The 22633-nt window shown below is 45.7% G+C and carries 15 protein-coding genes, 17 tRNA genes and 2 rRNA genes; all 34 read left to right on the forward strand.

Translation table 11 applies throughout. From position 1 onward, the window contains the following. Window positions 1-21 precede the first annotated feature (21 nt). The 34 genes from YYK_RS00090 (at window position 22) to purD (ending at window position 22629) form a co-directional block, all read left to right on the forward strand. Window positions 22-94: transfer RNA gene (locus YYK_RS00090), tRNA-Ala, on the forward strand. A 277-nt stretch (window positions 95-371) separates the two neighbouring features. Next, a 23S ribosomal RNA gene (locus YYK_RS00095) occupies window positions 372-3270 on the forward strand. A gap of 86 nt (window positions 3271-3356) precedes the next feature. Next, window positions 3357-3472 (forward strand): 5S ribosomal RNA (rrf, locus tag YYK_RS00100). Window positions 3473-3477: 5 nt separating this feature from the next. Next, window positions 3478-3550, forward strand: a tRNA-Val gene (locus YYK_RS00105). 2 nt (window positions 3551-3552) lie between these two features. Next, window positions 3553-3625, forward strand: a tRNA-Asp gene (locus YYK_RS00110). 45 nt (window positions 3626-3670) lie between these two features. Next, window positions 3671-3743 (forward strand) — tRNA-Lys (locus YYK_RS00115). A 3-nt stretch (window positions 3744-3746) separates the two neighbouring features. Next, window positions 3747-3828 (forward strand) — tRNA-Leu (locus YYK_RS00120). Window positions 3829-3842: 14 nt separating this feature from the next. Then, window positions 3843-3915 (forward strand) — tRNA-Thr (locus tag YYK_RS00125). A gap of 12 nt (window positions 3916-3927) precedes the next feature. After that, window positions 3928-3999 (forward strand) — tRNA-Gly (locus YYK_RS00130). A gap of 7 nt (window positions 4000-4006) precedes the next feature. Next, window positions 4007-4090, forward strand: a tRNA-Leu gene (locus YYK_RS00135). Window positions 4091-4108: 18 nt separating this feature from the next. Then, window positions 4109-4182: transfer RNA gene (locus YYK_RS00140), tRNA-Arg, on the forward strand. A gap of 47 nt (window positions 4183-4229) precedes the next feature. Next, window positions 4230-4303 (forward strand) — tRNA-Pro (locus tag YYK_RS00145). Between the two features lie 12 nt (window positions 4304-4315). Then, a tRNA-Met gene (locus YYK_RS00150) sits at window positions 4316-4389 on the forward strand. Between the two features lie 16 nt (window positions 4390-4405). After that, window positions 4406-4479 (forward strand) — tRNA-Ile (locus tag YYK_RS00155). A 6-nt stretch (window positions 4480-4485) separates the two neighbouring features. After that, window positions 4486-4575, forward strand: a tRNA-Ser gene (locus YYK_RS00160). A 10-nt stretch (window positions 4576-4585) separates the two neighbouring features. Then, a tRNA-Met gene (locus YYK_RS00165) sits at window positions 4586-4659 on the forward strand. A 15-nt stretch (window positions 4660-4674) separates the two neighbouring features. Continuing rightward, a tRNA-Phe gene (locus tag YYK_RS00170) sits at window positions 4675-4747 on the forward strand. Window positions 4748-4778: 31 nt separating this feature from the next. Then, a tRNA-Ile gene (locus YYK_RS00175) sits at window positions 4779-4852 on the forward strand. 12 nt (window positions 4853-4864) lie between these two features. Then, window positions 4865-4952 (forward strand) — tRNA-Ser (locus YYK_RS00180). A 59-nt stretch (window positions 4953-5011) separates the two neighbouring features. Continuing rightward, window positions 5012-5848 (forward strand): rod shape-determining protein MreC, encoded by an 837-nt coding sequence (mreC, locus tag YYK_RS00185; RefSeq protein WP_012775464.1) that lies wholly within the window; start codon window positions 5012-5014, stop codon window positions 5846-5848. Continuing rightward, a complete protein-coding gene (gene mreD, locus YYK_RS00190) occupies window positions 5838-6353 on the forward strand; it encodes a rod shape-determining protein MreD (protein ID WP_002935339.1) in 516 nt (171 codons plus the stop codon). The genes mreC and mreD overlap by 11 nt, the downstream gene beginning before the upstream one ends. A gap of 84 nt (window positions 6354-6437) precedes the next feature. Continuing rightward, the gene (pcsB, locus tag YYK_RS00195) at window positions 6438-7694 is read left to right on the forward strand and encodes a peptidoglycan hydrolase PcsB (RefSeq protein WP_012774880.1); all 1257 of its coding nucleotides are present in this window, start codon (window positions 6438-6440) and stop codon (window positions 7692-7694) included. Between the two features lie 102 nt (window positions 7695-7796). Next, complete coding sequence (locus YYK_RS00200; RefSeq protein WP_014917168.1) at window positions 7797-8765, forward strand: ribose-phosphate diphosphokinase; 969 nt, start codon at window positions 7797-7799, stop codon at window positions 8763-8765. An 86-nt stretch (window positions 8766-8851) separates the two neighbouring features. Further along, entirely contained in the window at window positions 8852-10030 is a 1179-nt protein-coding gene (locus YYK_RS00205; RefSeq protein WP_011922532.1) for a pyridoxal phosphate-dependent aminotransferase, read from the forward strand. After that, window positions 10017-10799, forward strand: coding sequence for a DNA repair protein RecO (gene recO, locus YYK_RS00210; protein ID WP_002935335.1), 783 nt, complete (start codon window positions 10017-10019; stop codon window positions 10797-10799). The genes YYK_RS00205 and recO overlap by 14 nt, the downstream gene beginning before the upstream one ends. Continuing rightward, window positions 10796-11803, forward strand: coding sequence for a phosphate acyltransferase PlsX (plsX, locus tag YYK_RS00215; RefSeq protein ID WP_011921644.1), 1008 nt, complete (start codon window positions 10796-10798; stop codon window positions 11801-11803). The genes recO and plsX overlap by 4 nt, the downstream gene beginning before the upstream one ends. Beyond that, window positions 11796-12044 (forward strand): phosphopantetheine-binding protein, encoded by a 249-nt coding sequence (locus YYK_RS00220; protein ID WP_011921645.1) that lies wholly within the window; start codon window positions 11796-11798, stop codon window positions 12042-12044. The genes plsX and YYK_RS00220 overlap by 8 nt, the downstream gene beginning before the upstream one ends. Before the next feature lie 117 nt (window positions 12045-12161). After that, on the forward strand, window positions 12162-12869 hold the full coding sequence (purC, locus tag YYK_RS00225) for a phosphoribosylaminoimidazolesuccinocarboxamide synthase (RefSeq protein ID WP_011921646.1): 708 nt from the start codon (window positions 12162-12164) through the stop codon (window positions 12867-12869). Window positions 12870-12881: 12 nt separating this feature from the next. Then, window positions 12882-16601, forward strand: coding sequence for a phosphoribosylformylglycinamidine synthase (locus YYK_RS00230; protein ID WP_012774881.1), 3720 nt, complete (start codon window positions 12882-12884; stop codon window positions 16599-16601). Window positions 16602-16603: 2 nt separating this feature from the next. After that, window positions 16604-18058 carry an amidophosphoribosyltransferase gene (purF, locus tag YYK_RS00235; RefSeq protein ID WP_011921648.1) on the forward strand — a complete coding sequence of 485 codons (1455 nt, stop codon included), beginning with the start codon at window positions 16604-16606 and terminating at the stop codon, window positions 18056-18058. Between the two features lie 55 nt (window positions 18059-18113). Next, window positions 18114-19136, forward strand: a complete 1023-nt coding sequence (gene purM / locus YYK_RS00240) for a phosphoribosylformylglycinamidine cyclo-ligase (RefSeq protein ID WP_012774882.1) — start codon at window positions 18114-18116, stop codon at window positions 19134-19136. After that, the gene (gene purN / locus YYK_RS00245; protein ID WP_011922533.1) at window positions 19133-19684 is read left to right on the forward strand and encodes a phosphoribosylglycinamide formyltransferase; all 552 of its coding nucleotides are present in this window, start codon (window positions 19133-19135) and stop codon (window positions 19682-19684) included. The genes purM and purN overlap by 4 nt, the downstream gene beginning before the upstream one ends. 9 nt (window positions 19685-19693) lie before the next feature. Next, window positions 19694-21241, forward strand: coding sequence for a bifunctional phosphoribosylaminoimidazolecarboxamide formyltransferase/IMP cyclohydrolase (purH, locus tag YYK_RS00250; RefSeq protein ID WP_011921652.1), 1548 nt, complete (start codon window positions 19694-19696; stop codon window positions 21239-21241). Between the two features lie 125 nt (window positions 21242-21366). Then, window positions 21367-22629: a phosphoribosylamine--glycine ligase gene (gene purD, locus YYK_RS00255; protein ID WP_014917169.1), complete on the forward strand. Its 1263-nt coding sequence runs from the start codon at window positions 21367-21369 to the stop codon at window positions 22627-22629. The last annotated feature ends 4 nt before the right edge of the window (window positions 22630-22633 follow it).

The raw sequence follows: 22633 nt of genomic DNA on the forward strand, positions 1-22633 counted from the left end.
TTTAATTTTGAGAGGTCTTGTGGGGCCTTAGCTCAGCTGGGAGAGCGCCTGCTTTGCACGCAGGAGGTCAGCGGTTCGATCCCGCTAGGCTCCATTAACAACGGAAGTTGTTAAGATTTTGTCCATTGAAAATTGAATATCTATCAAACATTCCTAAACGTATGTAAAAGTACGTATAGAAATAGTAACAAGAAAATAAACCGAAAACGCTGTGAATATTTAATGAGTTTTCTAATTTTTGAAAAAATTAGGTTAAAACAAGTTACGAAGACGTTAAGGAAAACGTATGATTTTAGGAAATCATCGCAGTAGTCTAAGGACTACAAGAGGATTTGTCTAAATCACTAGTTCTAGTCTGAGTACGATTATAAGGTTAAGTTAATAAGGGCGCACGGTGGATGCCTTGGCACTAGAAGCCGATGAAGGACGTGACTAACGACGAAATGCCTTGGGGAGCTGTAAGTAAGCAATGATCCAGGGATGTCCGAATGGGGGAACCCGGCAGGTAATGCCTGTCACTCACTACTGTTAAGGTAGTGAAGAGGAAGACGCAGTGAACTGAAACATCTAAGTAGCTGCAGGAAGAGAAAGCAAAAGCGATTGCCTTAGTAGCGGCGAGCGAAACGGCAGGAGGGCAAACCGAGGAGTTTACTCCTCGGGGTTGTAGGACTGCAATGTGGACTTAAAGAGTATAGAAGAACTACCTGGGAAGGTAGGCCAAAGAGAGTAATAGCCTCGTATTTAAAATATTTTTTATACCTAGCAGTATCCTGAGTACGGCGAGACACGCGAAATCTCGTCGGAATCCGGGAGGACCATCTCCCAACCCTAAATACTCTCTAGTGACCGATAGTGAACCAGTACCGTGAGGGAAAGGTGAAAAGTACCCCGGAAGGGGAGTGAAATAGAACCTGAAACCGTGTGCCTACAACAAGTTCGAGCCCGTTAATGGGTGAGAGCGTGCCTTTTGTAGAATGAACCGGCGAGTTACGATATGATGCGAGGTTAAGTTGAAGAGACGGAGCCGTAGGGAAACCGAGTCTTAATAGGGCGGATTAGTATTATGTCGTAGACCCGAAACCATGTGACCTACCCATGAGCAGGTTGAAGGTGCGGTAAGACGCACTGGAGGACCGAACCAGGGCACGTTGAAAAGTGCTTGGATGACTTGTGGGTAGCGGAGAAATTCCAAACGAACTTGGAGATAGCTGGTTCTCTCCGAAATAGCTTTAGGGCTAGCGTCGACATTTGAGAATCTTGGAGGTAGAGCACTGTTTGGATGAGGGGGCCATCTCGGTTTACTGATTTCAGATAAACTCCGAATGCCAATGATTTATGGTCGGCAGTCAGACTGCGAGTGCTAAGATCCGTAGTCGAAAGGGAAACAGCCCAGACCACCAGCTAAGGTCCCAAAATAATGTTAAGTGGAAAAGGATGTGGGGTTGCACAGACAACTAGGATGTTAGCTTAGAAGCAGCTATTCATTCAAAGAGTGCGTAATAGCTCACTAGTCGAGTGACCCTGCGCCGAAAATGTACCGGGGCTAAAACAATTTACCGAAGCTGTGGATAACACTTTAGTGTTATGGTAGGAGAGCGTTCTATGTGTGAAGAAGGTATACCGTGAGGAGTGCTGGAACGCATAGAAGTGAGAATGCCGGTATGAGTAGCGAAAGATGTGAGAATCCCATCCACCGTAAGACTAAGGTTTCCAGGGGAAGGCTCGTCCGCCCTGGGTTAGTCGGGACCTAAGGAGAGACCGAAGGGTGTATCCGATGGACAACAGGTTGATATTCCTGTACTAGAGTATGAAGTGATGGAGGGACGCAGTAGGCTAACTAAAGCGGGCGATTGGAAGTGCCCGTCTAAGCAGTGAGGTGTGATATGAGTCAAATGCTTGTATCTGTAACATTGAGCTGTGATGGGGAGCGAAGTTAAGTAGCGAAGTTAGTGACGTCACACTGCCGAGAAAAGCTTCTAGCGATGTATCATACTCTACCCGTACCGCAAACCGACACAGGTAGTCGAGGCGAGTAGCCTCAGGTGAGCGAGAGAACTCTCGTTAAGGAACTCGGCAAAATGACCCCGTAACTCGGGAGAAGGGTGCTGGCTTAAAGTCAGCCGCAGTGAATAGGCCCAAGCAACTGTTTATCAAAAACACAGCTCTCTGCTAAATCGTAAGATGATGTATAGGGGGTGACGCCTGCCCGGTGCTGGAAGGTTAAGAGGAGGGTTTAGCGCAAGCGAAGATCTGAATTGAAGCCCCAGTAAACGGCGGCCGTAACTATAACGGTCCTAAGGTAGCGAAATTCCTTGTCGGGTAAGTTCCGACCCGCACGAAAGGCGTAATGATTTGGGCACTGTCTCAACGAGAGACTCGGTGAAATTTTAGTACCTGTGAAGATGCAGGTTACCCGCGACAGGACGGAAAGACCCCATGGAGCTTTACTGCAGTTTGATATTGAGTATCTGTACCACATGTACAGGATAGGTAGGAGCCTACGAAGTCGGGACGCCAGTTTCGACTGAGGCGCTGTTGGGATACTACCCTTGTGTTATGGCTACTCTAACCCGGATAGGTTATCCCTATCGGAGACAGTGTCTGACGGGCAGTTTGACTGGGGCGGTCGCCTCCTAAAAGGTAACGGAGGCGCCCAAAGGTTCCCTCAGAATGGTTGGAAATCATTCGCAGAGTGTAAAGGTATAAGGGAGCTTGACTGCGAGAGCTACAACTCGAGCAGGGACGAAAGTCGGGCTTAGTGATCCGGTGGTTCCGTATGGAAGGGCCATCGCTCAACGGATAAAAGCTACCCTGGGGATAACAGGCTTATCTCCCCCAAGAGTTCACATCGACGGGGAGGTTTGGCACCTCGATGTCGGCTCGTCGCATCCTGGGGCTGTAGTCGGTCCCAAGGGTTGGGCTGTTCGCCCATTAAAGCGGCACGCGAGCTGGGTTCAGAACGTCGTGAGACAGTTCGGTCCCTATCCGTCGCGGGCGTAGGAAATTTGAGAGGATCTGCTCCTAGTACGAGAGGACCAGAGTGGACTTACCGCTGGTGTACCAGTTGTCTTGCCAAAGGCATCGCTGGGTAGCTATGTAGGGACGGGATAAACGCTGAAAGCATCTAAGTGTGAAACCCACCTCAAGATGAGATTTCCCATAACTTTATGTTAGTAAGAGCCCTGAGAGATGATCAGGTAGATAGGTTGGAAGTGGAAGTGTGGCGACACATGTAGCGGACCAATACTAATCGCTCGAGGACTTATCCAAAGAAATAAACTAGAGTCAATATTGACAAGCGATCGGTTTCTTGTTAGAATATAGATATTCAATTTTGAGTTGACAAGACTCAGTAGTTAAGTGACGATAGCCTAGGAGATACACCTGTACCCATGCCGAACACAGCAGTTAAGCCCTAGAACGCCTGAAGTAGTTGGGGGTTGCCCCCTGTTAGATACGGTAGTCGCTTAGCAAATTGGGAGTTTAGCTCAGCTGGGAGAGCATCTGCCTTACAAGCAGAGGGTCAGCGGTTCGATCCCGTTAACTCCCATAGGTCCCGTAGTGTAGCGGTTATCACGTCGCCCTGTCACGGCGAAGATCGCGGGTTCGATTCCCGTCGGGACCGTTGAAACGAATCAATCATATGTTTCAAGTAATATAATTAAGTAAAGACTCGTTAGCTCAGTTGGTAGAGCAATTGACTTTTAATCAATGGGTCGCTGGTTCGAGCCCAGCACGAGTCATATGCGGGTTTGGCGGAATTGGCAGACGCACCAGATTTAGGATCTGGCGCTTTCGGGCGTGGGGGTTCAAGTCCCTTAACCCGCATAGAATGGAAATAGGCCGGCTTAGCTCAGTTGGTAGAGCATCTGATTTGTAATCAGAGGGTCGCGTGTTCAAGTCATGTAGCCGGCATTAGGAAAGATTGCGAACGTAGTTCAGTGGTAGAACACCACCTTGCCAAGGTGGGGGTCGCGGGTTCGAATCCCGTCGTTCGCTTTGAGAGGCCGGGGTGGCGGAACTGGCAGACGCACAGGACTTAAAATCCTGCGATGGCAACATCGTACCGGTTCGATTCCGGTCCTCGGCATGAAGATTATAATAGTTAGCACCCTTAGCTCAACTGGATAGAGTACCTGACTACGAATCAGGCGGTTAGAGGTTCGAATCCTCTAGGGTGCATCACTCGCTTAATGGAGACGTTAGGGGAGCTTTATTTTTAATAGTATCGGGAAGTAGCTCAGCTTGGTAGAGTACTTGGTTTGGGACCAAGGTGTCGCAGGTTCGAATCCTGTCTTCCCGATTATATTATTTTGGCGGTGTAGCTCAGCTGGCTAGAGCGTCCGGTTCATACCCGGGAGGTCGGGGGTTCGATCCCCTTCGCCGCTATATACTCTTGTTTGCTGGACCTTTAGCTCAGCTGGTTAGAGCTCTCGGCTCATAACCGAGCGGTCGTAGGTTCAAGTCCTACAAGGTCCATATATCGGAGGATTACCCAAGTCCGGCTGAAGGGAACGGTCTTGAAAACCGTCAGGCGTGTAAAAGCGTGCGTGGGTTCGAATCCCACATCCTCCTTTTCTACTACCGCGGGATGGAGCAGCTAGGTAGCTCGTCGGGCTCATAACCCGAAGGTCGTAGGTTCAAATCCTGCTCCCGCAATTTCTTTAAGAATTTGGCTCGGTAGCTCAGTTGGTAGAGCAATGGATTGAAGCTCCATGTGTCGGCGGTTCGATTCCGTCTCGCGCCATTAATTTAACTTTGTCCAAGTTTATTATCTTGGGCGCGTAGCTCAGATGGTTAGAGCGCACGCCTGATAAGCGTGAGGTCGGTGGTTCGATTCCACTCGTGCCCATATTATATTGATGGAGAATTACTCAAGAGGCTGAAGAGGACGGTTTGCTAAATCGTTAGGTCGGGTAACTGGCGCAAGGGTTCGAATCCCTTATTCTCCGTAGTGAACGAGATTATCGCTTGATATTCTCGTTTTATTGTATCTTGGTGAGGATATATTATGAATAAATTTTCAAAATTAGTAGTAGTTGTTTCTATCTTTTTATTACTGTCATTTTCTCTTTTGTTTGTGACTTTCTCTAAGGGGTTACAGGTACCATATTTAAATAATATCGTTAGGGTTGTTGTAACGCCAATTCAATCGGTTATTTCAGTACCTACTAGATTTTTTTCTGAGCAGAAAGATGTCTTGACAGATTTGATGAACGCTTACGAGGAAAATAAACAATTAAAGGAAACTATTATGAGCCTTGAAGGGATGGCTGCTGAAAATACTAGCTTGAAAGAAGAGAATGCATCGCTTCGTAGCAGTTTAGGTGTGGTATCTGATTTTCCTGAAAAACAACTTATTCCGGGATCAGTTTTAGTGAGGACTCCTTCATCGTGGTCGGAGCATATTTCAATTAATATTGGTGAGACTAGTGGTGTGACATATAATGCACTTGTGGTTGCTAATGGTGGATTAGTTGGCATCGTGAGTTCATTGAGTTCAGATTCGGCGGTTGTTACCTTATTTACGAATTCGGATGAATTCACGAAGTTACCTGTGAAAATTTCTGTTGATTCTAAAGAAATTTATGGTATTTTATCGGGCTATGATGCAGATACAAATAGTTTTATCATTAATCAGTTGAACTCAGCTGATGAAATTGCAGTGGGTAGCAATGTTGTAACGAGTGATTTGGCTGGTGCGACTCCGGCAAATGTCCAAATTGGTAAAGTTTTATCGGTTAAATCAAATAGTAACAGTTTAAATAGAGAAGTATATGTTGAGCCGACAGCTAGTTTTTCAAACATTTATTCGGTTTTAGTGGTAGGTCAAACAAATGCGCAATAAAATGATAGAAATATTCATGTTTCCCATCTTGTTCTTTATTTTATTACTTGATGGACAGATTTCAACGTTGGTAACAAATTGGTCGGTCGGATTATTTACTATTTCAAGTCATTTGGTACTTATGTTAGCTATTTTTTATGCTAACTATGTATCTCTTGGTTTTTCATTATTCATATTTACTTTGCTAGGTTTGGTATATGATATTAGTTATCTTAATCTGATTGGTATTGCTACTACAACTCTTCCTTTAGTTTTATATTGCATCTATTTCTTCTTTCAAGGTGCTGTCAGCAAGCGAGGAATTAATATTTTGATTTTACTAGTAGCTATTTTTCAATTTGAATTTATTAGTTATTCATTTGCTCGTATTTTTCATATAACAAACTTGTCTGTATTTATCTTTGTTTTTAATAAATTACTTCCAAGTTTACTATTCAATTTGGTCTTATTTTTCGTGTTACAACCATTATTTGAGCGTTTATTTGGAATAACAAACAAGACATAGAAATGTAATAATTGCGTAATATACTTACGCGATTTTTTTGATAAAATGAGAGAGTCAGAAAGTATAGAGGAGTTATGTTCGGATATGAAGAAAAAAATCTTGGCTACAATTATGTTAAGTACAGTCGTTCTATCTAATGCTAATTATGTAGCTGTGATTAGTGCGAATGATGTAGATAGTCAGATTGCAACAAAAAATCAACAGATTAGTGAGTTGACAGCACAACAAGCAGAAGCTCAACAACAAGTTGATGCTATTCAAGGACAAGTTGATGCAATTGTTAGTGAACAGGCGAAATTAACAGAAGAAAATACTCGTTTGGAAGCAGAATCGCAGACATTGGCGGCAGATATTGAGCGTTTGTCAGCTGATATTGTGTCACGTGATGGTGCTTTAAAGGAGCAGGCGCGTAGTGCTCAAGTTGATGGTTCTGCTTCAAGTTACATTAATACAATTTTGGATTCAAAATCAATCATTGATGCTGTTTCTCGTGTTAATGCAATGCGTGAGATTATTTCAGCTAATAACCGTATGTTAGAACAACAAAAGGCTGATAAGGAAGCAATTGTTGAAAAACAAAAGGCAAATCAAGAGGCAATCACTACTTTGGCAGCTAATCGCCAAAAATTGGAAGATGACGCCCAAGTATTGCAAGTGCGTCAGGCTGAATTGGAAGCTGCTAAGTTAAATTTGGCTGTGCAGAAAGCTACTGCTGAAGATGAGAAAAATTCATTGTTGGTGCAAAAGGCAGCTGCAGAAGAAGCAGCTCGTCAAGCGGCAGCTCGTCAAGCGGAGTATCAAGCACAACAGGCAGCTCTAGCACAGCAACAAGTAGCCTCAGTATCAGCACCAGTCGTGTCAACGCTAGTAGAAACTACAGTGACTGAAACGGTTGCAGCCCCTACTCAGACAGTATCACAATCTACACCAACGGTAAGCACACCTACAACGTCTACATCATCAGGTTCAGGTAGTTCAGCGGCAGCAAATAATGCGCGTTATGACGCTTCATCTTACCCAGTTGGTGAGTGTACTTGGGGAGTTAAATCTCAACTTTCATGGGTTGGTCCTTACTGGGGAGATGCTAAACAGTGGTTAGCATCAGCACGTGCTGAAGGTTTTAGTACAGGTTCTACTCCACAAGTAGGTGCGATTGCTGTTTGGACAGGTGGTTATTATGGGCACGTAGCGGTTGTTACGGCTGTTCAATCTTCAACAAGCATCCAAGTTGTTGAATCAAACTACATGGGTCGTCGTTATATTGGTAACCATCGTGGTGGTTATTTCAATCCAACAACGACTTCTGAGGGAGCGGTTTACTACATTTACCCTCCATATTAAGAAATTTTCAAATAGAGCGTGTGGATTTGCGCTCTATTTTTGTTTGAAAAATGAAGGAAAAAGGGTTAAAATAGTAAAGGTAGAAATATATAGGAGGCTGTCATGGCGTTTACTGACTTAAAATTGTTCGCTCTTTCGTCAAATCAGAAGTTAGCTGAACAGGTGTCGAAAAAAATAGGAATTCCTCTGGGAAAATCAAGTGTTCGTCAATTTTCAGATGGTGAGATTCAGGTAAATATTGAGGAATCCATTCGTGGAACTCATGTGTATATTCTTCAATCCACTAGCTCACCAGTTAATGATAATTTAATGGAAATTTTGATTATGGTCGATGCTCTTAAACGTGCATCTGCTGAATCAGTAAACGTAGTAATGCCTTATTATGGTTATGCACGCCAAGACCGGAAGGCTCGTGCACGGGAACCAATTACATCAAAATTGGTGGCTAATATGTTGCAGACAGCGGGGGTCAATCGTTTGTTGACAATTGATTTGCATGCTGCGCAGATTCAGGGATTCTTCGATATTCCTGTTGATCATTTGATGGGTGCTCCATTGATTGCGGATTATTTTGAGCGTCGTGGTATGGTAGGTGATGGCTATGTTGTTGTATCCCCTGACCATGGTGGTGTGACACGTGTCCGTAAGTTAGCACAGTTCTTGAAGACACCGATTGCTATTATTGATAAACGCCGTAGTGTTGATAAGATGAATACATCAGAAGTGATGAACATTATTGGCGATATTAAGGATAAAACTTGTATCTTGATTGATGATATGATTGATACTGCGGGTACCATCTGTCATGCAGCGGATGCTTTGGCAGATGCAGGGGCAACAGCTGTTTATGCTTCATGTACGCACCCAGTATTGTCAGGGCCTGCTATGGATAACATTAGTAAGTCAGCAATTAAGAAATTGGTTGTTCTTGATACAATTGAAATTGCAGAAGATCGCTTAATCGATAAAATCGAACATATTTCAACGGCAGAATTATTAGCGGAAGCGATTATTCGTATTCATGAAAAACGTCCTTTGTCACCTTTGTTTGAGGCAAGTCGTGTTAAATAGGTATGAGAAGAGTCAAATGACTCTTCTTTTTTACATTTATTTTCAAAATGTATTATAATAGTTTTATATGTTTTTGAGGTGGCAGAATGGATTTATTGAATCGTTTTAATAAGAATTTGAATCGGATTGAGGTTTCGATGATTCGTCAGTTTGATCAGTCTATTTCGGATGTTCCCGGGATTTTGAAACTGACCTTGGGAGAGCCTGATTTTACAACGCCTGATCATGTAAAAGAAGCAGCTAAGGCTGCTATTGATGCTGATCAGAGTTATTATACTGGAATGGCTGGTCTTTTGGAGTTGCGTCAGGCTGCAGCTGAGTTTGTGGCTGAAAAATATAATTTACACTACAATCCAGAAAATGAAATCCTCTCTACAATCGGTGCGACAGAAGCTCTGTCAGCGAGTTTAGTTGCTATTTTGGAGGCTGGGGATACAGTTCTTCTGCCTGCCCCTGCCTATCCTGGTTATGAGCCGATTGTCAATATGGTGGGAGCAGACATCGTTGAAATCGATACGACGGCAAATGATTTTGTATTGACACCTGAGATGTTGGAAGAGGCGATTATTGAGCAGGGTGATAAGCTAAAAGCTGTCATTCTCAACTATCCTGCCAATCCAACAGGTGTGACCTACTCACGTGAGCAGATTCAGGCTTTTGCGGATGTCTTGCGTAACTATCCTGTCTTTGTCCTATCAGATGAGGTCTATGCGGAGTTGACTTACACTGGTCAGCCTCATACTTCGATTGCGGAGTTTTTGCCAGAACAGACCATTTTGATTCAGGGATTGTCCAAGTCCCATGCTATGACAGGTTGGCGGATTGGCTTGATTATGAGTCAGGCTCCCATCATCGCTCAAATTATCAAGAGCCATCAGTATCTTGTGACTGCAGCGTCAACTGCTATGCAGTATGGTGCGGTTGAGGCCTTGAAAAATGGTAAGGATGACGCTCTTCCGATGCGGGCGGAGTACGTCAAGCGTAGGGATTACATCATCGAGAAGATGACGGACTTGGGCTTTAAAATTATCAAGCCTGATGGAGCATTTTACATCTTTGCAAAAATTCCTGCGGGTTACAATCAAGATTCCTTTAGCTTCTTGCAAGACTTTGCGAGAAAGAAAGCGGTGGCCTTTATTCCAGGCGCAGCCTTCGGTCAGTATGGAGAAGGCTATGTGCGAATTTCCTACGCAGCAAGTATGGAGAAGATTCAAACAGCCATGGCTCGTTTGAAGGAATATCTAGAAGAAAATGGAACGAATTGAAACCAGGGGATTAGTCCTATATAATCGGAATTTTCGAGAAGATGACAAGCTGGTCAAGATTTTTACAGAGAAGGCTGGTAAGCGAATGTTTTTCGTGAAACATGCCTCTAAATCCAAGCTGGTAGCTTCTATCCAGCCTTTGACCTATGCGGATTTTATCGTTAAAATCAATGATGATGGGCTGTCTTATATCGAAGATTTTCATCAGGTACAGCCCTTTAAGAATATTAACGGTGATATTTTCAAGCTTAGCTATGCTACCTATATCTTGGCCTTGGCCGATGCGGCCTTGCAGGACAAGGTCTATGACCCAGCTCTCTTTGCTTTTTTGGTCAAGACCTTGGACTTGATGGAGTCAGGTTTGGACTACGAAGTTCTGACCAATATCTTTGAAATTCAGCTCTTGGGTCGATTTGGGATCAGTCTGAATTTTCACGAGTGTGCTTTTTGTCATCGGGTTGGCTTGCCTTTTGACTATTCCTACAAGTACAGCGGTGTCTTGTGTCCGCAACACTATCAACAAGATGAGCGACGGGCTTATCTGGATCCAAATGTTCCCTATCTACTTGATCAATTTCAGGCTATTTCCTTTGATGAGCTGGAAACCATTTCCATCAAGCCTGAGATGAAGCGAAAATTACGGTTTTTTATTGACCAGCTGTACGAGGAATATGTGGGGATTCACTTGAAATCCAAGAAATTTATAGATGATTTGTCTTCTTGGGGGCAGATTATGAAACCAAGAACAGAAAATGAGGAAACAGAATGAAACGTATTGCAGTAGATGCTATGGGTGGGGACCACGCCCCTCAGGCAGTGGTAGAAGGTGTCAATCAAGCCTTGGCTGCCTTTCCAGACATTGAAATTCAACTTTATGGTGATGAGGCTAAAATCAAGCAGTATTTGACAGCGACAGAGCGTGTCAGTATCGTCCATACGACGGAGAAAATCAATTCAGATGATGAGCCTGTCAAGGCTATTCGTCGGAAGAAAGAGGCTTCTATGGTCCTAGCGACCAAGGCTGTCAAGGATGGTCAGGCAGATGCGGTCTTGTCAGCTGGAAATACAGGTGCTCTTTTGGCGGCAGGCGTCTTTGTCGTCGGTCGCATCAAGAACATCGACCGTCCTGGTCTTATGTCCACTCTTCCTACTATGGACGGTAAGGGATTTGATATGATGGATTTGGGGGCAAATGCTGAAAATATAGCTCATCATCTCTATCAGTATGGTATTCTTGGCTCATTTTACGCGGAGCACGTGCGTGGTGTCAAACAACCTCGTGTGGGACTTTTGAACAACGGTACGGAAGATACCAAGGGCACGCCAGTTCACCAAGAAGCCTATAAACTCTTGGCGGAAGACAAGTCGATTAACTTTATTGGAAATGTGGAGGCACGTGAGTTGCTCAACAGCGTGGCGGATGTGGTCGTGACGGATGGTTTCACGGGAAACGCTGTGCTAAAAACCATTGAGGGAACTGCAAAATCCATCGTTGGTCAGTTGACTGGCTCAATCAAGAATGGCGGTCTGCGTGCTAAATTGGGAGGCTTGCTGGTCAAACCAACCTTGAAAAAGGCCTTGGGGGCTATGGACTATAAAACTGCAGGTGGTGCTGTCTTGCTTGGTCTGAAAGCACCTGTCATCAAGGCGCACGGCTCTAGCGATGCCCAGTCGATTTTCTATACGATTAAGCAGACGCGTTCGATTTTGGAGGCTGGCATTGTTGAAAAATCAGTGGCCAAATTTTCAGTAGTGGAGGAGAGTCATGACTAGAGAGCAGGTCTATCAGCGGGTTGTTGAATTAATTCAGGATGAAAAGGGAGAAGATTTTCAAGTTCAACCTGAATCTACTTTGGCAGATAATATTGCAGCAGATTCAGTAGAAATCATGGAATTTGTTCTTAATTTGGAGGATGAATTTCATGTAGATGTCCCAGATGCTGCTATTGAGCATTTTGAGGTTCTATCTGATATTGTTGATTTTATTTATAAAGAAGTAAAAAAACGTTCGTAGTTTACGGGCGTTTTTCTTTGTTTTTTCCTAAACAACCGTAAATTTGTTGTGAATGCGAATATTGTGTGTTAGAATAAACGAAAAGACTAGAATATTTCACGAAAGGCGAACATTCTCATGAAAACAGACCTTCTCTATTCAGGAAAAGCCAAAGACATCTACGCTACGGCTGACAGCGACCAGATTGTTGCGGTTTATAAGGATCAGGCGACGGCTTTTAATGGTGGTAAGAAAGAACAGATTGTGGGCAAGGGCCGGCTCAATAATCTGATTTCATCTTTGATTTTTGAAAAATTGAATGAAGCTGGTGTCCCAACGCATTTTATCAAGCGTTTGTCGGATTCGGAGCAGTTGAATAAGAAGGTGGAGATTATTCCTCTTGAGGTTGTTTTGCGAAATGTGACAGCTGGGTCTTTCTCAAAACGCTTTGGGGTGGAAGAAGGGATAACCTTATCTACTCCTATCGTGGAATTTTACTATAAAAAAGATGAGTTGGACGATCCTTTTATCAACGATGAACACATTGCCTTTCTAGAACTGGCTAGTCAGGACCAAATCGCCTATATCAAGGAAGAAACAAGACGAATCAATGAGTTCTTGAAGGACTTGTTTGCTCAGATTGGGCTGACTTTGGTGGACTTCAAACTAGAATTTGGGATTGACTCTTCTGGGCAAATTTTATTGGCGGATGAGTTTTCTCCTGATAATTGTCGTTTGTGGGATGCGGATGGCAACCATCTCGACAAGGATGTTTTTCGTCGGGGGCTCGGGGAATTGACCGAGGTTTACGAGGTCGTATTGGCAAAATTACAGGAAGTGAAATAAGGATTGGAAGATATGGCAAAGCGGATTTTTGTTGAGAAGAAGGCAGCATTTCAGATCAAGGCGGAGGCTCTTCGTAAGGAGTTGACTCATAATTTGCAGTTGACAAGCCTGTCAAGTTTGCGGTTAGTGCAGGTTTACGATGTCTTCAATCTTGAGGAGGACTTGTTAGAGCAGGCCATCAAGCATATCTTTACAGAGCAGGTGACGGACAAGGTTTTGTCGGATGAAGAATTAGGTCTGGAAGGTGCAGTTTATTTTGCTATTGAGGCTTTGCCTGGGCAGTTTGACCAGCGGGCTGCCAGCAGTCAGGAGGCCCTTCTCTTATTGGGCAGTCGTCAGGAGGTGCGTGTCAATACAGGTCAGCTCTATATTTTGAACGGTGATGTGCAGGAAGAAGAATTAGTTGCCATCAAGAATTATTTGCTTAATCCTGTGGATTCGCGATTCAAGGATATGGATGCTCCTTTGGTGGCTCAGGAGTTTTCGGTATCAGATACTGTCATTCCAAGCTTGGACTTTTTTGATAGCTACGGGGTAGAGGAATTTGCGTCTTACAAGCGTGAGGCTGGTTTGGCTATGGAAGTGGAAGACCTGCTCTTCATTCAGGATTACTTCAAGTCAATTGGTCGAGTGCCAACTGAGACAGAACTCAAGGTCTTGGATACTTACTGGAGTGACCACTGCCGCCATACGACATTTGAGACAGAACTTAGGTCTATTGACTTTTCAGCCTCAAAATTTCAAAAGCAATTGCAGGCGACATATGACAAGTACTTGGCGATGCGGACAGAATTAGGTCGGACAGATAAGCCACAGACGCTCATGGATATGGCGACGATTTTTGGTCGTTATGAGCGGGCAAATGGTCGTCTGGATGACATGGAAGTGTCAGATGAAATCAATGCCTGCTCGGTGGAAATTGAAGTGGATGTGGATGGCGTGAAAGAGCCATGGCTCCTCATGTTCAAGAATGAAACCCATAATCACCCTACAGAAATCGAGCCTTTTGGCGGTGCCGCAACCTGTATCGGTGGTGCCATTCGCGATCCTTTGTCAGGTCGTTCTTATGTTTATCAAGCCATGCGGATTTCAGGTGCAGGCGATATTACCCAACCTCTGACAGCTACTCGCTCAGGGAAATTGCCACAGCAAATCATTTCAAAAACAGCGGCACATGGTTATTCTTCATACGGAAACCAAATCGGTTTGGCGACAACTTATGTACGTGAATATTTCCACCCAGGATTTGTCGCAAAACGTATGGAGTTGGGTGCCGTAGTCGGTGCAGCTCCAAAGGAAAATGTGGTCCGTGAAAAACCAGTTGCAGGTGATGTGGTCATCTTGCTAGGTGGTAAAACAGGTCGCGATGGTATCGGTGGAGCAACAGGATCGTCCAAGGTGCAGACAGTCGAGTCTGTGGAAACAGCTGGTGCGGAAGTCCAAAAAGGAAATGCTATTGAAGAACGTAAAATCCAACGCTTATTCCGCAATGGTGCCGTGACTCGCTTGATTAAAAAATCCAATGACTTTGGTGCAGGAGGTGTCTGCGTAGCTATTGGAGAACTGGCAGACGGTCTTGAAATTGATTTGGATAAGGTTCCACTAAAGTATGCAGGCTTGAACGGAACGGAAATTGCCATTTCTGAATCACAAGAGCGAATGAGCGTGGTTGTCCGTCCGGAAGACGTAGATGCCTTTATCGCAGCTTGTCGTCAGGAAAATATCCATGCGGTTGTCGTAGCCAAAGTGACTGAAAAACCAAACCTGGTTATGACTTGGAATGGACAAACCATTGTGGATTTGGAACGTTCCTTCCTTGATACCAACGGTGTGCGCGTGGTGGTGGATGCTAAGGTCGTTGACAGTCCTGTCAATCTACCAGAAACACGTACAACATCTGCCCAAACACTACGAGAGGACTTGAAAGACCTTCTATCAGACCTCAACCATGCTAGTCAGAAAGGTTTGCAGACGATTTTCGACTCATCTGTTGGTCGTTCAACCGTCAACCACCCACTCGGAGGTCGTCACCAGCTGACTCCGACAGAAAGTTCGGTGCAAAAGTTGCCTGTCCAACAGGGTGTGACGACAACGGCTTCGGTCATGGCTCAGGGCTACCATCCTTACCTAGCAGACTGGTCACCTTATCACGGAGCGGCTTATGCAGTCATCGAAGCGACAGCTCGCTTGGTGGCAACAGGGGCTAACTGGTCCAAGGCTCGCTTCTCCTATCAGGAGTATTTCCAACGAATGGATAAGCAGGCAGAGCGTTTTGGTCAGCCAGTAGCGGCTCTGCTCGGTTCGATTGAGGCTCAGATTCAGCTTGGCCTGCCGTCTATCGGTGGCAAGGACTCCATGTCTGGTACCTTTGAGGACTTGACAGTTCCGCCAACCCTGGTTGCCTTTGGTGTGACAACAGCAGACAGCTGCAAGGTTCTATCACCTGAGTTCAAGGCGACTGGCGAGCACATTTATTACCTACCAGGCCAGATTTTATCAGAAGACATTGATTTCACCTTGATCAAGTCTAATTTTAAGGCTTTTGAAAAATGGCAGAGCGATTATGTGATTACGGCTGCTAGTGCAGTCAAGTATGGAGGAGTTCTAGAAAGTCTAGCCCTTATGTCCTTTGGTAACCAAGTCGGAGCAAGAGTTGAGCTTGCCGACTTTGAAACCAGCTTGACAGGTCAACTTGGTGGCTTTGTCTTCACATCGCAAGAAGACATTCCAGATGCTGTGAAAATCGGTCAAACCACTACAGACTTTACACTGGTTGTCAATGGTGTCAACCTTTCTGGACAGGACTTGCAAGTAGCTTTTGAGGGCAAACTAGAAGAAGTTTACCCAACAGAGTTTGAACAGGCGACGGAGTTGCAGGATGTTCCAGCAGTCACAAGTTCAGCGGTTATAAAAGCAAAAGAAACCGTTGAAGTGCCTGTAGTTTACATTCCAGTTTTCCCAGGCACCAACTCAGAATATGATTCTGCCAAGGCCTTTGAACAGGCTGGTGCAAAAGTCAATCTTGTTCCATTTGTGACCTTGGATGCAGAGAGCATTGAAAACTCGGTTGACACTATGGTTGACAATATTGCTAAGGCGAATATTCTATTCTTTGCAGGTGGATTCTCGGCTGCGGATGAACCAGATGGGTCTGCTAAGTTTATCGTGACTATCTTACGAAACGCCAAGGTCCGCTCTGCTATTGACCAATTTATCGAAAAAAGAGGCCTCATCATCGGTATCTGTAATGGTTTCCAGGCCCTTGTCAAATCGGGCTTGTTGCCGTATGGAAACTTTGAGGAGGCGGGTGATACCAGTCCAACCCTCTTCTACAACGATGCCAACCAACACATTGCTAAAATGGTGGAAACGCGGATTGCCAATGTCAACTCACCGTGGTTGGCAGGTGTCCAAGTCGGCGACATTCACGCTATCCCAGTTTCCCACGGTGAAGGAAAATTTGTAGTGACGGACGAGGAATTTGCTACTTTGCGTGATAATGGGCAAATCTTCAGCCAATACGTTGACTTTACTGGTCAGCCAAGCATGGATTCTAAGTACAATCCAAATGGATCCAGCCATGCCATTGAGGGTATTACCAGTCGCAACGGACAAATCATCGGGAAAATGGGGCATTCGGAGCGTTACGAGGACGGTCTTTTCCAAAACATTCCAGGCAAGAAAGACCAAGGACTCTTTGTTTCAGCGGTTCGCTATTTTACAGGAAAATAAATATGACATACGAAGTTAAATCACTCAATGAAGAATGTGGAGTTTTCGGCATTTGGGGACATCCGCAGGCTGCTCAGGTGACCTATTTTGGTCTGCATAGCTTGCAGCACCGTGGACAAGAAGGAGCAGGGATTTTAGCCAATGATGGCGGACAATTGTGTCGCCATCGCGGAACAGGCCTGATTGCAGAAGTCTTCAAAAATCCAGCAGATTTAGAAGCCTTGACAGGAACGGCTGCTATTGGTCATGTCCGCTATGCAACTTCTGGCTCTGCTTCTATCAATAATATCCAGCCCTTCCTATTTGATTTTGCAGATATGCAGGTGGGTTTGGCACATAATGGGAATTTGACCAACGCGGTCAGTTTGAAGGCTGAACTTGAAAAAAATGGTTCCATTTTCTCTTCTTCTTCTGACACTGAGATTCTCATGCACTTGATTCGCCGCAGTCACAATCCAGACTTTATGGGAAAAATCAAGGAAGCCCTCAATACTGTTAAAGGTGGCTTTGCTTACCTGATCTTGTTAGAAGATAAATTGGTTGCTGCCTTGGACCCTAATGGTTTCCGTCCACTTTCAATAGGCAAAATGAAAAATGGTGCCTGGGTAGTTGCCAGCGAAACTTGTGCTTTTGAAGTAGTGGGGGCTGACTGGGTGCGAGATGTGGAGCCTGGTGAAATTGTCGTCATTGATGATTCAGGAATTCAATATGATAGCTATACAAGAGATACGCAACTGGCTGTTTGCTCTATGGAGTATGTCTATTTTGCTCGCCCAGATTCGGTAATTCACGGGGTCAATGTCCACACGGCTCGTAAAAACATGGGTCGTCGTTTGGCACAGGAGTTCAAACATGAAGCGGATATCGTGGTTGGTGTGCCAAACTCCTCCCTATCTGCGGCTATGGGATTTGCAGAGGAATCTGGTTTGCCAAATGAAATGGGGCTGATTAAAAACCAATATACCCAGCGGACCTTTATTCAACCAACCCAGGAATTGCGGGAGCAGGGTGTGCGCATGAAGTTGTCAGCTGTTTCAAGTGTTGTCAAAGGCAAGCGCGTGGTCATGATTGACGACTCTATTGTTCGCGGTACAACTAGCCGCCGCATTGTCCAGCTTCTTCGTGATGCAGGTGCAAAAGAAGTCCATGTGGCTATTGGCAGCCCAGAACTCAAGTACCCGTGTTTCTATGGTATTGATATTCAGACCCGTCGGGAGCTGATTTCAGCCAACCATACCGTTGAGGAAGTCTGTGAGATTATTGGGGCAGATAGTCTGACCTACCTTTCTCTTGAAGGGATGATAGAGGCCATTGGTATCGAAACCGATGCGCCAAAAGGCGGGCTCTGTGTAGCCTACTTTGACGGAGAATTTCCAACGCCTCTCTATGACTATGAGGAAGAATACCTTCGTAGCCTAGAAGAGAAAACGAGTTTCTACATTGAAAATGTCAAGTAAAGACAGATGTGTCAACGTTACTTGACAGACCTGTAAACTGTTGAAAGGAATCAAAATGACAAATAAAAATGCCTACGCCCAATCGGGCGTTGACGTCGAAGCGGGATATGAAGTTGTCGAACGCATCAAGAAGCACGTAGCTCGGACAGAACGCTTGGGTGTTATGGGAGCCCTCGGTGGTTTTGGCGGGATGTTTGATCTAACCAAACTGGATGTCAAAGAGCCAGTCTTGGTATCTGGGACAGACGGTGTGGGCACCAAGCTCATGCTGGCTATCCAGTACGACAAACACGACACCATTGGTCAAGATTGCGTGGCTATGTGTGTCAACGACATTATCGCAGCAGGTGCAGAGCCGCTTTACTTCCTTGACTACATTGCGACTGGAAAAAATGAGCCAGCCAAGCTAGAGCAGGTAGTAGCAGGTGTGGCTGAAGGCTGTGTCCAAGCTGGTTGCGGATTGATTGGCGGTGAAACGGCTGAAATGCCTGGTATGTACGGCGAGGATGACTATGACCTGGCTGGCTTTGCCGTCGGCATTGCGGAGAAATCCCAGATTATCGATGGCAGTAAGGTCCAGGAGGGCGACATTCTCCTCGGCCTAGCTTCCAGCGGCATCCACTCCAACGGCTATTCCCTTGTCCGACGCGTTTTTGCAGATGTTTCTGGGGACGCTCTGTTGCCAGAGCTCAATGGCAGAGCTCTTAAGGATGTCCTATTAGAGCCGACACGTATCTATGTCCAGCAGGTGTTGCCTCTGGTAAAAGCAGGTCTGGTCAACGGCATTGCCCATATCACAGGCGGTGGCTTCATCGAAAATGTTCCTCGTATGTTTGCTGACAACCTTGCAGCTGAAATTGAAGAAGATAAGATTCCAGTCCTCCCAATCTTTACAGCCCTTGAAACATACGGCCAAATCAAACACGAAGAAATGTTTGAAATCTTCAATATGGGTATCGGAATGGTCCTGGCTGTCAGTCCAGGGAAGGTGGAGAAAGTCCGTGAATTGGTAGGCGAAGAAGTCTATGAAATCGGCCGCATTATCACTAAGGAAGACAAGAGTGTGGTCATCAAATGAAACGAATAGCAGTGTTTGCATCAGGCAACGGCTCCAATTTCCAAGTCATCGCAGAACAGTTTGAAGTAGCTTTTGTCTTTTCAGACCGCAGAAATGCCTATGTCTTGGAACGAGCTGAAAAACTAGGTGTACCAACCTTTGCTTTTGAACTAAAAGAGTTTGCGGATAAGCAGGCCTACGAAGAAGCCATTATCCAACTATTAGACCAGCACCAGATTGACTTGGTGGTCTTGGCAGGTTATATGAAGATTGTGGGACCAACCCTGTTGGCTCAATATGAAGGTCGTATCATCAATATCCACCCGGCTTATTTGCCTGAATTTCCAGGAGCCCATGGGATTGAAGACGCTTGGAATGCAGGTGTGGCAGAAAGTGGTGTGACAGTTCACTGGGTTGACAGCGGTATTGACACAGGACAAATTATCAAACAAGTCCGAGTGCCCAGGCTGGCTGATGATATCCTAGAAACCTTTGAAGCTAGAATACATGAAGCAGAGTACCAACTCTATCCAGCAGTTTTGGAGGAGTTAGGGGCAGTGAAAAAATAAGGAGAAATCATGACAAAACGCGCACTAATTAGCGTATCAGATAAAAATGGTATTGTAGAATTTGCCCAAGAATTGACCAAGCTTGGCTGGGAAATCATTTCGACAGGAGGCACAAAGGTTGCTCTTGATAATGCTGGTGTAGCGACTATCGCTATTGACGATGTGACTGGTTTTCCTGAGATGATGGACGGCCGTGTTAAGACCCTGCACCCCAATATCCACGGGGGTTTGCTGGCTCGTCGGGATGTGGATAGCCACTTGCAAGCAGCCAAGGACCATGAAATTGGCCTGATTGACTTGGTAGTGGTCAACCTTTATCCTTTCAAAGAGACCATCTTGCGTCCGGACGTGACCTACGACTTGGCGGTGGAGAACATCGACATTGGCGGTCCGTCCATGTTGCGTTCTGCGGCTAAAAACCATGCCAGCGTGACCGTTGTGGTAGATCCGGCAGATTATCCGACGGTTTTAGGGGAAATAGCAGAGCAGGGTCAGACGACCTACCCAACGCGTCAGCGATTGGCTGCCAAGGTTTTCCGTCATACCGCAGCCTACGATGCTCTTATTGCAGACTACTTTACCAAGCAAGTAGGCGAAGACAAGCCTGAAAAATTAACCATTACTTATGACCTCAATCAGCCTATGCGTTACGGTGAAAATCCGCAGCAAAATGCGGATTTCTACCAAAATGCCCTGCCAACAGACTATTCTATTGCAGCAGCTAAACAGTTAAATGGTAAGGAATTGTCCTTCAACAACATTCGTGATGCGGATGCGGCTATCCGTATTATCCGTGATTTCAAGGACCGTCCAACTGTTGTGGCACTCAAACATATGAACCCTTGTGGTATCGGGCAGGCAGAAACTATCGAGAAGGCTTGGGATTATGCTTATGAGGCTGACCCAGTATCGATTTTCGGAGGCATTGTCGTGCTGAACAGAGAAGTGGATGCTGCGACGGCTGAAAAGATGCACCCAATTTTCTTAGAAATCATCATCGCACCGAGCTACTCGGCAGAAGCGTTAGCTATTTTGACCAATAAAAAGAAAAATCTTCGGATTTTAGAATTGGCTTTTGACGCACAGGATGCAAGCGAAGTGGAAAAAGAGTTCACAGGTGTTGTAGGTGGGCTCTTGGTGCAGGATCAGGACGTGGTGGTGGAAAGCCCAGCGGACTGGCAGGTGGTTACCGAGCGTCAACCGTCCGAGCAAGAGTGGGCGGCCATGGAGTTCGCCTGGAAGTCTTCCAAGTATGTCAAGTCCAACGGCATCATCATCACCAATGACAAGATGACCTTGGGCGTGGGACCGGGGCAAACCAACCGTGTAGCGTCCGTCCGTATCGCTATCGAACAAGCCAAGGATCGTTTAGAGGGAGCCGTTTTGGCGTCGGATGCCTTCTTCCCATTTGCTGATAACGTGGAAGAAATTGCTGCCGCAGGTATCAAGGCTATCATCCAGCCAGGTGGCTCTGTTCGCGACCAAGACTCCATTGACATGGCTAACAAGTACGGCTTGACCATGGTCTTTACAGGAGTCAGACATTTTAGACATTGAGAGTTTTGGATTTAGCTCACTTCGTGTGAGCTTTTTTATTCCCGAACATTACCCTGCTTTTTCTATCAAAACCCGTCTATTTTTGCTATACTATTTATAGAAAATCCGTTTTTGAGGTGTAAAAAATGAAACTTTTGGTTGTCGGGTCTGGTGGTCGTGAACATGCTATCGCAAAGAAATTGTTAGAGTCTGAGCAGGTAGAGCAGGTCTTTGTTGCTCCTGGAAATGACGGAATGACTTTAGATGGTATCGAGTTAGTCAATATCGGGATCTCCGAACATTCTGCTATAATCAACTTTGCTAAGGAAAATGACGTTGCTTGGACTTTTGTGGGTCCAGACGATGCTCTGGCAGCAGGAATCGTTGATGATTTTGAACAGGCGGGACTTAAAGCTTTTGGCCCTAGTCGTCTAGCCGCGGAGCTAGAGTGGTCAAAAGACTTTGCCAAACAAATCATGGTCAAATACGGCATTCCAACAGCAGCCTTTGGCACATTTTCCAACTTCGAAGAAGCCAAAGCCTACATCGAAGAGCAGGGTGCACCAATCGTGGTCAAGGCGGACGGCTTGGCACTGGGCAAGGGCGTGGTCGTGGCGGAAACCGTCGAGCAGGCGGTCGAAGCGGCACGGGAGATGCTCTTGGACAACAAGTTCGGCGACTCGGGTGCCCGCGTGGTCATCGAGGAGTTCTTGGCGGGTGAGGAGTTTTCCCTCTTTGCTCTGGTCAATGGCGACCAATTTTACATTCTGCCGACAGCCCAGGACCACAAGCGTGCCTTTGACGGCGACCAAGGTCCCAACACAGGTGGTATGGGGGCTTACGCTCCTGTTCCCCACCTGCCTCAAAGCGTGGTGGACACAGCGGTTGACACCATTGTCAAGCCGATTCTTGAGGGCATGATTGCGGAAGGCCGGTCTTATCTGGGCGTGCTCTATGCTGGCTTGATTCTGACCGACCAAGGTCCCAAGGTCATCGAGTTCAACGCCCGTTTTGGCGACCCAGAAACCCAGATTATCCTGCCTCGCCTGACCTCTGACTTTGCTCAGAACATCGACGACATCCTCCACAAACGCCCGACACAGCTGACTTGGCTGGATAGTGGCGTGACGCTGGGTGTTGTCGTGGCATCAAACGGCTACCCTCTGGACTACGAAAAAGGCGTAGAGTTGCCAGCAAAGACCGAGGGCGACATCACGACCTACTATGCAGGGGCTCGTTTTGCGGAAAATAGCAGAGCACTGCTTTCAAACGGCGGTCGGGTTTATATGCTAGTCACCACAGCAGACACCGTCCAAGACGCCCAAGAAAAAATTTACTCGGAGCTGAAAAATCAAGATACCACAGGCCTCTTTTATCGGACAGATATTGGAAGTAAGGCAGTAAAATAAGGGA

It is taken from the genome of Streptococcus suis S735, from assembly GCF_000294495.1.
GTDB classification, from domain to species: Bacteria; Bacillota; Bacilli; order Lactobacillales; family Streptococcaceae; genus Streptococcus; species Streptococcus suis.